Below are 11860 nucleotides of genomic sequence, written 5' to 3'. Positions count from 1 at the left end.
GCGTCGCTCACCCCCTGATCCTGCGGACCCCCCGGTTCCATACGTCCAGATTAACCTAGAAACCGAACAGGTGTTCGATTACTTGCTCCGAACGTAACCAGTGCAGACGGGGCACCATCACAACACCCGCGACACCGTCACCCCATTACCCGTTGCCCCGCCGCCACCACCCGAAACCGTTGTCCTACCGGTTCTTCCAGACCGGCTCCCGCTTCGCTCCGAACGCCGTCAGCCCCTCGAGCGCGTCCTCGCTCGTGAGAAGGTCGTCGAGCGCGTGATACGGCCGCTCCACCGCATCGACCACATCGGGAATCGCGGCGGCCTCGGCCATGATCGACAGCGAGGTCCGAATCGACGTCGGAGATGCGGCCAGCAATTCGGCCGCCAACGCCCGGGCACCGTCGAGCGCACATCCCGCATCGACCACTCGGCTGACGACACCGAGGGCGTGCGCTTCCCGCGCGTCGATCTGCCGGCCCGTCAGGATCATGTCCGTCGCCACCGCACGAGGAACGGCGCGTGGCAGCCGCACCAGCCCGCCCGCCGCGGCGACCAATCCCACGCGCACCTCGCTGAGCGCGAACCGCGCCTCCTCGTCGGCCACCACCAGATGACACGCCAACGCGATCTCGAATCCACCACCCATCGCAAACCCGTTCACGGCTGCGATCACGGGCTTGTTCATGTCGCGCCGACTCGTCAGCCCCGCGAAACCGTTCTGTGGGAACCACATCGGCTTACCGCTCGCGCTGTACCGCAAGTCGTTCCCCGCGCTGAAGGATCGCGTGCCCGCGCCCGTCAGGATGGCGACCCACATCTCGGAATCGGCGAAGAACGCGTCGAAGACCTCGTCCAGCTCCTCGTTCGCCTGCGGCGTCAACGCGTTGCGTTGGTCCGGTCGGTCGATGGTGACCTCGAGGACCCGACCGTCCCGACGTATGCGGACGAATTCGAAGTCATCGCGTAACGACGCCACCCCGGCCGACGGATCGCGCTGCGGCACAGCCGCATTCATCGCCTCGACCGTCAACGCGACCCGATTGACGGGCCCGTCGCGCCGTACCACCACCGCGGTACCGACCGGATCTCCGCAAGACAGAAGGTCGAGCATCGCCTCGTCACCGTCGATCGCGTTGGCGAGGAATCGTCGCCCGTCGGGCAGGCGGCCGACCACGATTCCCCGCGCTCCACCGCCGCCGCGGTTCACGGTGAACGTCTCGATGATCCCGCGGCCGTGCGCTGCGGATACGTATTCCACATCGGGGACGGCGTCGAGTTCGGCCTGGACGGTCGGACTGTCGTCCTCCACCCAGTTCGCGGGCACGGTCGAGTAGACGCCGACCGAATACTTGCTGAGCGAACCGCCGTTGGCCCCGACGAGTCCGAACGTCCCCGGACTGCGGCGAGCATGCTGGACGGTCTCGGCGATCGCATGCATCGAATAGTTGTTGCCCGCGCCGCCGAAGAAGGGCAGGCCGCCGGTCACCGTCAAGCCCCGAGGATCGTCGACGCGCAGCCCGAGACCGTCGCACAGAGTGGACACCGCGATGGGGAAACACGAGTACAGGTCGACAGTCGCCACACCGTCGACTCCGATGTTCGCGACGTCGAGTGCGTGCCGCACGGCGGCGATCGCGGCCGGGTACGCGGACAGATCGGGCCGGTTCAGCAACCGCTTCTCGACGAGGTCCGCGTGGCCACGCAGGAACACCCACCGTTCCTCCGGAATCCCCCATCGCCTCGCCTCGGCGACCGAGACCATCACCACGGCCGCCCCCTGATTGACCTGATCGCGCGACACGACGAACCGGGTGTACGGATCGGTGATCATTCGATTCCGCTCGGTCACCGTCGTCAATTCCTCGCCCGACCGTTCGACCGGCGCAGCAGCGTGCGGATTCGCGGCCGCCACTCGGGTGAACGGCGCGAACAGCTCACCCATGTCCCTGGCGTGGTCGGCGAGGGACAGGCCCGTGGCAGCCCGACGCGCGTTCTCGAACAGTGCGTACTGACCGGCGATCTCGAGCAACCCGTGATTGAGCATGTCCATGGTCATCAGACCCCGGACATCGTGGCCTCGATCCTCGAGTTGTCCGCCCCGGACCTCGGAGAAATCCGGTTTGTCGGTGCGCGACGCGGCCTGACGGGCGGTGGAGATGGCTTCGGCGCCCACGATCAGGACAGCATTCGCTCGCCCCGCGGCGATGGCGCCGGCGAACTCGGTGACGAGATGCTGGGGCGACTGCCCACCCACCACCTCGAGGATCGCACGAGCGGGGTCGGCACCGACGCGATCGGCCACCGAGCGGGGGAAGTTGTCGGACCGCCCCAATGGCGCGAACGCGCCGGGGAACGAGATCTCGAACTGGCGAACGGCCGCGACCGTATCGATCGCTCTCGCGACGGCATGCCCGTCGACACCGGTGTCGGCCATTGCCCGCTCGGCCGCGAGTGCGGCCAACCCCACCGCCGAGAGGCCCTGATAGTCACTGTCGTCCGGGCGCTCGGACGACTGACCGACACCGACCAGGATCGGCGTTCGGGGGTCGAGGCTGTCGATCTCGGTCATGCGGTGTGGGCTCCCGGTCTGCGTCGAGGCTGGTGCCAGCGAAGCTACCCGGCGTGTGGGAACCTTCTGGCCATGGCCTCCCCCACGCGAGTTCACGTGACGCACACCTTCTCGTCCGATCCTGCGACCGTGTTCGACGCCCTCGCCGAGCACGAGAACCTGGCTACCGTGTTCGGCGCGAAGATCGATCGTGTGCGAGACGGCGACACCTCCCGCAACGGTGTGGGATCCACGCGTCGGTTGAAGGTCGGGCCGCTCCCCGCTTTCGAAGAAACGACGACGGTGTCCGAACCGAATTCGCTGATCGAGTACGCCATCACCAAGGGTGGGCCGCTCCGGGGCCACTGGGGAATACAACGCCTGACCCCGACGGCCGACGGCGGGACCCACCTCGACTACTCCATCGGTTTCGACGCACCGGTGCCCGGCATGGCCGCCGTCGTGGGCAAGGTTCTGTCGCTGGCGATCTCCCGGGGCCTTCCCTCGCTGGTCCCCTGACCGAACCCGGTCACCTGACCGACCCCGGTCCCATGACCGATCCTGACCGACACCGTCACGACGTTCGTCGAACCGGTTGACGCAGGATGGTGCGACGCTTCTCCGGCGCCACGCGTCGATGGTCGCCGAGATAGATCTCGTGGTGGCGGCCCGTCAGCCGCAACCGGTGCTGCGGAACGAACTCGTGGTGCAGCGTGGCCAGCACGTCGGCTTCGGTGTCGTAGGGCCCGACGTGCAGCGTCTGGGCGCACAGTCCCTCGGACAAGAGCAGCACCCGCACGTCGCCGACGCGCTCGGAACGGTGTCGAACCTTCGCCGACGCCGCGGCGACGGCCTCGTCGTCGAGCCAGTCCGGGACCAGCATCATCAGCGTCCAGTCCCACCGGGTCTTGTCCCGCTCGTCGGTGAAGGTCGCCATCTCGTCGGCCCACCACAACCCTTCGAGGGGTGGAACGACGTAGTCGCGGCCCGCGTCGTTCTTGCTCCCGAACTTCAGCGCGTACGCCACCGGATACAGCGCGGAGACCGCCGTCCCGAACTCGGATCCGTTGGGGTCGCCGTGCCCGTCGATGGCGAGATACCGCGCATCGGGGACGTCGAGAAGTTCGATCACGTCCCTCCGGGCGCGGTACCACTTCGAGTGCTCGACGAAGTTCACCTTCACCACCGTCCGATTATCGACCTGCGCCACGCGGCGTCGCAATCGTTCGAACAGAGCCGTCGAACGGAACCGGGTCCCGGATTTCGACGATCGGACACCGACACCGTCCTGGAACGCCGCACGTTTCCGCGCCGGAACCGGTAATCTTCACCGAGTATTCGGTATCACGGCTCGGAACAAGGGCCGATAAACAAGGTACCAGCCAACGCGATTGTCTCGGACCATCGGACGACAGTCGAAGGACCTCCGTGTCGAGTGATTCCGATTTCCTCCCGGCAGTGGCGCACCGCTACGTCGGCGACGGCAACGCGATCGGCGACGATATCGCTCGCAGACCGCTGCCGGACCTGCACGACGATCGCGGCTCCGCGCGCGATGCCCTCGCACGCGAACGCGACGAGGCCGCGGACCACGCCGACCTGATCGCACACCAGTGGGACCTGTTGCGCGACGCGCTCGACGCTGCCGCGATCGCGCAATACCCCGAGCGAGCCGACGATCTGTACGCCGCCATCGAAGACCGGTTGCGTGCCGCGGCCGACCGAGCGCGAGCCAAGGCCGATCGACGTGCTGCGCTTCGTGACCGCATCGATGCCGCCGTCGACCGAGCGGCGTCCTCGACGGACGGCCTGACCGGAACGTATCGACGCGACGCCGGCATGGTCGAACTCGCCCGCGACCTGGCTGCCGCTCAACGCGAACGACGCACACTGACGCTGGGGGCGGTTCACGTCCACGGCGTCGGGGAGATCGACGACCGTCGAGGCCACACGGCGGGAGACGACGCGCTGCGCCTCGTCGCCAGGACGATGCGCCACACCCTGCGATCCTTCGATCCCGTCGTGCGTTACGGCCAAGCCACGTTCCTCTTCGGCGCGACGGGCCTGACCATCGGCGCGGCGGCCGAGCGCATGCAGCGTGTCGGCCTCGCACTCCCACGGACGCACGGCGCTTCCATCACATTCGGATTTGCCGAGTCGACCCCGACGGACACCGTGCACGACGTCGTCGCCCGCGCAGATTTCGACCATCACCGAAACCGACATCCCACGACGAAGGACCCGAACGCGGCCGCGTTCGGCTAAAATCGCCTGCTCGCGTGCACCGGCGAACCCGGCGCGCGCCATCGATCCGCGAAACCGGGGACCCATGACAGATTCCGATTCCACGAACTACTCGGACGACAGCGACCACATCGCCGCCGACGACGACCTGCGGGCAAGCCTCCAGAGCCTCTCCCACCTGACCTTGAACACGCTCTCGCTCCCCGAGCTCCTGACGCACGTCGCCGATTTCGGCGTGAAGGCCATACCCGGCGCGGACGGAGCCGGAGTCACGCTTCTGCACGGCGACAAGCGAGACACCATCGTTGCCAGCGCCCCCTTCGTCGCCGAGGTGGACGCCATCCAGTACGGCATCGGCGAAGGACCGTGCATCACAGCGGCTGCCGAAGGTCGCACCGTGCGATCCGGGTCCCTGGGCGGCGACGCACAGTGGCCGAGGTTCGGACCCCGCGTCGGACGCCTCGGCGTGCACAGCGTTCTGTCCCTTCCTCTCATCACGAGCGGCGGCATCATCGGTGCCATGAACGTGTACGCCTACGCCAAGGACGCGTTCGACGATCGCGCCGTCGACCTGGGTGAACTGTTCTCGGTGCCGGCGGCGGTCTCCATCGAGAACGCCCGCGCCCTGGCCAGCGCCATTCAACTGTCGCAGAATCTGCAGAAGGCACTGACGAGTCGAGCCGTCATCGACCAGGCCATCGGCATTCTCGTCAGTCGCAGCGGCTACAGCAGCAGCGAGGCTTTCGCGAGACTGCGAGCCATCAGTCAGAACGAGAACAAGAAACTGTCGGACGTGGCGCAATCCATCTTCGACGAGGCGAAGCGGCGGGCCCGTTCGCGCCATTCCGAGAATTGATGGCGTTCCGTTTCCGAATTCGTCGATTCCCCCGGGGAGAGGCGTACACTTCGGAATTCGACGCTTTTCGCGGCGGGTCCCGACCCGTCGCTCGTGTCGTCCGCCTCTCGAGGAATGTCGCTCGTGAGTGCACGGGAACGATGATCGGCGGTCGGGTCGCCCGGAGTGATCCGTGACGTTGCCACCCGACCTGATGACCGTTCTGAACTCCCTCTCCGACTACCTCGACGATCCCACGATCGATTTCGAAGACCTCGTGAATCAACTCGCCGCGAGCATGTCCATCGCGGTCGAGTCCCTGATGTCCGTCACCGTCGAGGTTGTGGTGGAACACTTTCCGTTTTCGCTCACGGTGGTCTCTCCCCACGACGACGCCCTGCCCGCAGCGTCGTCGGTGCGCATTCCCCTGACCCAGAGCCCGCTGCCCGAGGCCCCGTCGATCCTGCTGATGTTCGCCAGTCGGCCGGGAGCATTCGTCGACCTCGCGGCGGACATGACCTACGCGATGAAGCTCGACAGCACCACCGTCGAACTCGACCTCCACCTGGCCCGCACGACGGACGACGATGCGGACGATCTGCGGCAGCGGCTGGACGACTTCACCGCCGTGAACCAGGCGGTAGGCGTGCTGGTCGAGCGTGGATCCAGTCCGGAGGGGGCACGCGAGGAGATGACCCGACTGGCGGAGCGCGACGGTTCCGACGTCGCCGACATCGCCCGGTCCATACTCGACGGGATCACCCGCCGACACCGACCGTGAAGTGGTGCGCTCTCGCTCGCGTCCCGGTTGAGGCCCCGGCGTGACGGGTATCCACTGCCCATGACGGCAACCACGATGATTCCGGCCCCGACGCTTCCCACTGCGTGCGGGCCCCTGTCGGCCGCCGTGGTCGCGAAGTTGACGGGTTCCAGCGCGTCGTTGCCGGAGCGGATCGCCACCGATCAGCCGATGTCACGCGATCTCCACTTGGCGCTGACCATGTGCTACGAGTTGCATTACCGCGGCTTCGCCGGCGTCGACGATGCTCTGGAGTGGGATCCCGAACTCCTGCGTCTACGCGGCGAGCTGGAATCCGTGTTCCTGAACTACGTGCGGGACAACGTCACCGCGGGCGGCAGCGTCGAGGACGAGATGACGGCGCTGTCCATCGAGCCGGTGTCGGGCACCGGTCCGTCCTGGTTCCTTCGCGACACCGGTAGCTGGAATCAGATGCGCGAGTACTTCGCGCATCGGTCGGTGTACCACCTGAAAGAGGCCGACCCCCATGCGTGGGCCATCCCCCGCTTGCAGGGTCAGGTCAAGGCGTCGTACGTGGCCGTGGAGTTCGACGAATACGGCGGCGGGCGCGGAGCGCGTCTGCACCAGAAACTGTGGGCCGATCTCATGGCGGCGGCGGATCTGGACACGACGTACCTGGGCTACGTCGATCGGGTGCCGGCTCAGACCCTCGCCTGGGTGAACCTCATGTCTCTCTTCGGACTCCACCGGTCGCTGCGCGGCGCGACGGTCGGCCACTTCGCGGCCACCGAGATCACGTCGTCGCCCGGTTCACGCAGGCTCGCGAGCGGTCTCCGGCGGCTCGGCGCCCCCGCCGAGTGCATCGGATTCTACGACGAGCACGTCGAGGCCGACGCGGTCCACGAGCAGATCCTGCGCCGAGACGTGGTCGCCGGCCTCGTGGCGCAAGAGCCGCACCTCGAGTCCGACATCGTCTTCGGCATGCGTGCGCTGGACTTCGTCGAGGAGGCGTTGGCCGATCACGTGATGGGCGCGTGGTCCGTGGGGTCGTCCTCGCTGATCGACTGAGCCCGATCACTCTGCGGCACCCGCTGTTTCGTTCGGTGGCTGGTGTCGCAGAGCGGATAGGTCTTGCTGCGCCGGCAGGTGCAGATCGCCACGACGAACCGGTCCGAGCGCACGTGCGTTCCGTCGTCCGTCTCGATGTCCACCGGACCGTCGACGAGTATCGGGCCGCCCGCGATCACGCGGACCGATCGCACGCCGTCGGGCTCACTGCCGGTCGGCACGGATCACCACCAGCTTCTCCGTGCGCCGACCGACTTCGAGTCGGCCGACGCTCTCGAGCCATTCGGCCCGTGCGTGCATCACCGGACCGAAGTCGATGACGGAGGTCTCGACCACGGAGACGTCGAATCCCGCATCGGTCAGCATGTCGACCGTGCGCTCCGGATCCGCGAACTCCGATTGAACCAACATCAGCGATCCGCCCGGTGCGACCAGACGGATCGCGTTGGTGCACAACATGTCCAGGACCACTCGTCCATCCGCGCCTGCATCCCACGCCCGGTGCAACCCCATGCCGGCGGGCGCCTCCTCGGACGGCACGTACGGCGGATTGCACAACACCAGATCGAACGACGGGAGCGCCGTCGCGTCGGCGAACGAACCGAGGCGCACATCGACCCCCACCCCGGCGGATGCGGCGTTTCGGGTGGCGCACGCGACGGCGAGTGCCGAGATGTCGAACGCGGTGACCGTGTGCGCTCCCAGACCGGCGACCGTGACCGCCACCGCGCCGGAGCCCGTGCACATGTCGAGCACCGTGGCGCCGTCGAGGACGCCGGAGCGCGCAACGGAGTTGCAGAGCAACCAGGAATCTTCCTGTGGTGCGTACACGTCGGGGTCGGCAACGATTGCCGTCGAGCCGAATTCGGTAATCGTCATCGATGCCCTCTTCTCGATTTCATTGTCCTTCGTATTCCCCACCGCGCGTCGGCTCAATCGCCGACGGAAGGTCCGGGGAATACCGGAGACAATGCGCGTAGGGTCGAAATCATGAACGGCGAGAACGACGTGGACGAATTCTTCGACGTGCTCGTCGTCGGCGGCGGTAACGCGGGAATCGGTGCGGCTGCCCATCTGTCCCGACGCGGGCTCGCCGATGTCGCGGTGCTCGAACCGCAACCCGTCCACACCTACAGGCCCCTGCTCTCGTACGTCGGCGCCGGTCGGGCCTCGCTGAAGGACGCCGAACGTACCCAGCGATCGGTGACGCCGACGGGGTGCACCTGGTTGCGCGACAGCGCCGTCGAGATCGATCCGGCCACCCGTACGGTCCGCTGCGCGTCGGGTCGTCGCTACGGGTACCGGGATCTGGTCCTGGGGCCCGGGCTCGTCCCCGACGAGGACGCACTTCCCGGTCTCGCCGATGCGCTGGACTCCGATGGTGTGGCCAGCAACTACGTCGACCGCAGTGAACAGACCTGCCGCACCATGTCCGCGATGAGATCCGGCGGTCGCGCCGTGTTCACCGTGCCCCGCGCCCCGGTCAGCTGCACCGGCACCTGCTACAAGCCGTTGTTTCTCTCGGTCGAGCACTGGAGACGCACCGGAGTGACCGACGTCGACGTCACCCTGGTGGTCGACCGCCCGGATCTGCTCGGCGTGCCGGAGCTCGATCGACGACTGACCCGACTCCTCCGCGACCACGACGTTCGAGTGATGATGCGCACCGCCGTCACCGCTCTGGCTCCAGCCGATCACCGCATCACCGTGACCGGTGCGGACGGACAGGCGGAGGACCTCAACTACGACATGTTGCATCTCGTGCCATCGTTCCGCGGCCCTCGCTGGGTCGAGGAATCCGGCCTCGCGGATCCCGGCGAGCACGGACTGGTCGCGATCGATCCCCGCACCTTCCGACATCGTCGACATCCCGAGATCTGGGCCCTCGGTGACGGAGCGACCGTGGACACCGACCCTTCCGGCGGAGCGTTGCGCCGACAGGCCGCGATCCTGGCCGGCAATCTGATCGCGGCGCGGGCCGGGCAGGAGCTGTCCGAGTACGACGGGTACACCGTGGCGCCGATCGTCGTCGGTCCCCGATCCCTGATCGCCGCGGAGTTCGACCGCACGGGCGCCGTGACATCGTCGCTTCCGCGCTTCCTCGACCCGCTCGCCGCGAGGCGAAGCGCCTACGGCCTGGATCGATTTCTGCTACCGATCGCGTACTGGAAGCTGTTCCTCACCGGCAGGGCGTGACCGGACACTGGGCTCGACCGCACGGAAGGTCGTGATCGGTCAGTCCTGATCGGACATGGTTGCCGGGTGATCGATCTCCACCAGTTTCTGCGCGATCTCGTGCAGCGGACGATTCTCGGTCTGCGACAGCTGCGAGAGCAGATCGAACGCCTGCACGGCGTCGATCGAGAAACGCTCCATGAGCATGCCCTTGGCCTGACCGATGATGTCCCGGCTCGCGAGTCCGGCCGTGAAGTTGTTGTGGTCGCGTGCACCGGCCATGGCGATGGCGGCGTGGGCGGCGAGGCACCCCCCGATGATCTCCGCGTCGCTGCCGAACGCACCGGACCGCCGGCTGTACGCGATCAGCACCCCGAGGTCACCGGCATCGGTGAAGAGTTGGAACGCGGCGAGCGAGCGCACACCTTTCTCCAGAGCGCGGGCTGCGAACTCCGGCCAACGAGGCTCCTCGCCGAGATCCTGCGAAACCACCACGTCGAGGTGTCGGATCTCGTTCTCGATCGGGCCCTGACCCAGGAGGTACTGATCCCGGCACAGTTCGTCCGCGAGCGGATCCGTCGACGCTCGCACCACCCGCTTCTTGTTGGTCACCAACAGCAGGCACGCGTAATCGGCACCGGGAATCATCTCCACCGCGGCCGCGGTCACCCGGTCCAACACGTCGTCGAGGGATCGAGAGTGTTTGCGCAACTCCCGGGCGAGTTCGGCCAGATCGCGCGTGATGCGACGCGTCGAAGCCTCGGCGATACCAGTTGCGTCGTTCACCACAAAACTCCCTGTCCTCACCTGCTCGACAGCGCCGCGTCGGGCGGGTTCACCCACGTCGAGTCGATACTCCCCGAAAGCTACCAGCAGCCCCACCAGCGTGCCCGGGCACCGGCGTCAGCAGGCATTTCGCGCCGCTGCAGGGTGGTCGCGACGGTGCCGGCGGTGTCGTTGACGGAAATATCGTTGCCGACGCAACCAGGTGATGTAGATCACGTGACGTCGACGCTCGTTTTCGCGGGTAAGCATCGACCAACTCTCTGTCACAGGCAGTAACACGCACTGCACCACGCACTCTGCCGCTGACGCTCGTACGCGAACGCGGCCGAGGACATCTGCGAAAGGAAAACTCATGAGCTTCGTCGACAAGGCCAAGAACGCAGCCGAAGACGCCATCGGCAAGGCGAAGGAAGTTGTCGGAGACGTCACCGACAACAAGGACCTCGAGGCCGAGGGCAAGAAGGACCAGGGTTCGGCCGGCGCCAAGAAGGTCGGCGAGAACATCAAGGACACCTTCAAGTAGTCCGCGACTCCTCGCACTCTCCGAACACCGTGTCGGGCGTCGCCTCCTGCGGGACTGGGCGTCGCCCGACACGTGTCTTCGGACCACCTTCGGCGGGTACCGAACGGCCCGCGTCACCCCTCGACCTCGAACAGGACCTTCTCATGACCAACTCGAAGCCCGTCCGCAAGACCGGCGGATTCTTCTCCACACTCTCCCTCGTCGTATCGCTGATTCTCGTCGTCGCACTCGTCATCTTCGTGCTGCAGAACACCGTCGCGACCAACATCGACTTCCTCGGGTGGAACTTCGAGCTCGCGCAGGGCATCTCCCTGCTCGGCGCAGCCGTCGTGGGCGCCCTCATCGCGATCGTCGTCGGCGGCGCCATCCGGGTTCGCCGCGCGGTGCACTGACCGCCGAAAGCACTGACCGGCGGAAGCACCGACCGGCGAGAGCACCACTCGATTCGGGCGCGGTCGACTTCGGCCGCGCCCGCGTCGCAAGTCCGCATCCCTCTCCGGGCGCACAGCGGACCGGACTACCGTGGGATCCGTCGACGCCGACTCGCGGCGACGACCGTCCGGACCGGGCGCCTCGACAACGCCGAGCCTTGGGAGAACATCGTGACCACGATCGTCCACCTCGAACTGCACCTCGATCCCGCCCGCCTCGACGAGGCCGCGACCATCGTGGACGAGACCCTGCACGCAACCCGAGCCTGGCCCGGAAACGAGGGCATCGAGGTCCTCGTGGACGACGCGGACCCGGCGCACATGGTGGTCGTCGAGCGCTGGGCGAAGACCTCCGATCACGCCGACTACGCCGAGTGGCGCACCACTCCCGAGGGCGCCAATCGCCTGCGCGAGGTCGTCGTCGCAATGCCGGTCAAGACCATTTTCTCGTCGACGCTCCCTCTCGGCTCCTGACGATGCGAGGCCGTCC

At 67.0% G+C, this 11860-nt stretch carries 14 protein-coding genes; 9 read left to right on the top strand and 5 right to left on the bottom strand.

The window, feature by feature from the left end; translation table 11 throughout:
- Positions 1–184: 184 nt before the first annotated feature.
- Positions 185–2569 carry an acetyl-CoA acetyltransferase gene (locus tag ACY466_RS07700; RefSeq protein ID WP_463251273.1) on the bottom strand — a complete coding sequence of 795 codons (2385 nt, stop codon included), beginning with the start codon at positions 2567–2569 and terminating at the stop codon, positions 185–187.
- A 72-nt stretch (positions 2570–2641) separates the two neighbouring features.
- Between ACY466_RS07700 and ACY466_RS07695 the strand changes: the two genes are divergently transcribed.
- On the top strand, positions 2642–3067 hold the full coding sequence (locus ACY466_RS07695; protein WP_463251269.1) for an SRPBCC family protein: 426 nt from the start codon (positions 2642–2644) through the stop codon (positions 3065–3067).
- 55 nt (positions 3068–3122) lie between these two features.
- Here the strand turns inward: ACY466_RS07695 and ACY466_RS07690 are convergent, their stop codons facing one another.
- Complete coding sequence (locus ACY466_RS07690; RefSeq protein WP_463252172.1) at positions 3123–3725, bottom strand: GyrI-like domain-containing protein; 603 nt, start codon at positions 3723–3725, stop codon at positions 3123–3125.
- A 251-nt stretch (positions 3726–3976) separates the two neighbouring features.
- On the opposite strand from ACY466_RS07690, the gene ACY466_RS07685 reads away from it, so the two are divergent.
- From ACY466_RS07685 to ACY466_RS07670, 4 genes are all read left to right on the top strand, one after another.
- Positions 3977–4813, top strand: coding sequence for a GGDEF domain-containing protein (locus ACY466_RS07685; protein WP_463251266.1), 837 nt, complete (start codon positions 3977–3979; stop codon positions 4811–4813).
- A gap of 64 nt (positions 4814–4877) precedes the next feature.
- Positions 4878–5648 (top strand): GAF and ANTAR domain-containing protein, encoded by a 771-nt coding sequence (locus ACY466_RS07680; protein ID WP_463251264.1) that lies wholly within the window; start codon positions 4878–4880, stop codon positions 5646–5648.
- Between the two features lie 172 nt (positions 5649–5820).
- Positions 5821–6408, top strand: a complete 588-nt coding sequence (locus ACY466_RS07675; RefSeq protein WP_463251261.1) for an ANTAR domain-containing protein — start codon at positions 5821–5823, stop codon at positions 6406–6408.
- A 60-nt stretch (positions 6409–6468) separates the two neighbouring features.
- Complete coding sequence (locus tag ACY466_RS07670; RefSeq protein ID WP_463251258.1) at positions 6469–7455, top strand: iron-containing redox enzyme family protein; 987 nt, start codon at positions 6469–6471, stop codon at positions 7453–7455.
- Here the strand turns inward: ACY466_RS07670 and ACY466_RS07665 are convergent.
- Positions 7407–7676, bottom strand: coding sequence for a CDGSH iron-sulfur domain-containing protein (locus ACY466_RS07665; protein WP_463251255.1), 270 nt, complete (start codon positions 7674–7676; stop codon positions 7407–7409). The two genes, ACY466_RS07670 and ACY466_RS07665, sit on opposite strands and share 49 nt — an antisense overlap.
- Positions 7660–8334, bottom strand: a complete 675-nt coding sequence (locus tag ACY466_RS07660; RefSeq protein ID WP_463251252.1) for a HemK2/MTQ2 family protein methyltransferase — start codon at positions 8332–8334, stop codon at positions 7660–7662. The genes ACY466_RS07665 and ACY466_RS07660 overlap by 17 nt, the downstream gene beginning before the upstream one ends.
- A 111-nt stretch (positions 8335–8445) precedes the next feature.
- Between ACY466_RS07660 and ACY466_RS07655 the strand changes: the two genes are divergently transcribed.
- Positions 8446–9651, top strand: coding sequence for an NAD(P)/FAD-dependent oxidoreductase (locus ACY466_RS07655; protein WP_463251250.1), 1206 nt, complete (start codon positions 8446–8448; stop codon positions 9649–9651).
- A gap of 39 nt (positions 9652–9690) precedes the next feature.
- Here ACY466_RS07655 and ACY466_RS07650 read toward each other — a convergent pair whose 3' ends face one another.
- A complete protein-coding gene (locus ACY466_RS07650) occupies positions 9691–10416 on the bottom strand; it encodes a GAF and ANTAR domain-containing protein (protein ID WP_463251248.1) in 726 nt (241 codons plus the stop codon).
- 352 nt (positions 10417–10768) lie between these two features.
- Between ACY466_RS07650 and ACY466_RS07645 the strand changes: the two genes are divergently transcribed.
- From ACY466_RS07645 to ACY466_RS07635, 3 genes are all read left to right on the top strand, one after another.
- Positions 10769–10939: a CsbD family protein gene (locus ACY466_RS07645; RefSeq protein WP_463251246.1), complete on the top strand. Its 171-nt coding sequence runs from the start codon at positions 10769–10771 to the stop codon at positions 10937–10939.
- 143 nt (positions 10940–11082) lie between these two features.
- On the top strand, positions 11083–11331 hold the full coding sequence (locus ACY466_RS07640; RefSeq protein WP_463251244.1) for a lipopolysaccharide assembly protein LapA domain-containing protein: 249 nt from the start codon (positions 11083–11085) through the stop codon (positions 11329–11331).
- Positions 11332–11541: 210 nt separating this feature from the next.
- Positions 11542–11844, top strand: coding sequence for a putative quinol monooxygenase (locus ACY466_RS07635; protein ID WP_463251242.1), 303 nt, complete (start codon positions 11542–11544; stop codon positions 11842–11844).
- Positions 11845–11860 lie beyond the last annotated feature (16 nt).

Source organism: Rhodococcus sp. K11/5 (genome assembly GCF_055193735.1).
The sequence above is the reverse complement of the archived record's forward strand: the minus strand, read 5'-3'. Positions and strand labels throughout refer to the sequence as shown.

Bases quoted from the DNA above. Each gene is read 5' to 3' on its own strand.
- ACY466_RS07700 (WP_463251273.1), bottom strand. From the start codon at position 2,569: ATGACCGAGATCGACAGCCTCGACCCCCGAACGCCGATCCTGGTCGGT.
- ACY466_RS07695 (WP_463251269.1), top strand. From the start codon at position 2,642: ATGGCCTCCCCCACGCGAGTTCACGTGACGCACACCTTCTCGTCCGAT.
- ACY466_RS07680 (WP_463251264.1), top strand. From the start codon at position 4,878: ATGACAGATTCCGATTCCACGAACTACTCGGACGACAGCGACCACATC.
- ACY466_RS07670 (WP_463251258.1), top strand. From the start codon at position 6,469: ATGACGGCAACCACGATGATTCCGGCCCCGACGCTTCCCACTGCGTGC.
- ACY466_RS07660 (WP_463251252.1), bottom strand. From the start codon at position 8,334: ATGACGATTACCGAATTCGGCTCGACGGCAATCGTTGCCGACCCCGAC.
- ACY466_RS07655 (WP_463251250.1), top strand. From the start codon at position 8,446: ATGAACGGCGAGAACGACGTGGACGAATTCTTCGACGTGCTCGTCGTC.
- ACY466_RS07645 (WP_463251246.1), top strand. From the start codon at position 10,769: ATGAGCTTCGTCGACAAGGCCAAGAACGCAGCCGAAGACGCCATCGGC.
- ACY466_RS07640 (WP_463251244.1), top strand. From the start codon at position 11,083: ATGACCAACTCGAAGCCCGTCCGCAAGACCGGCGGATTCTTCTCCACA.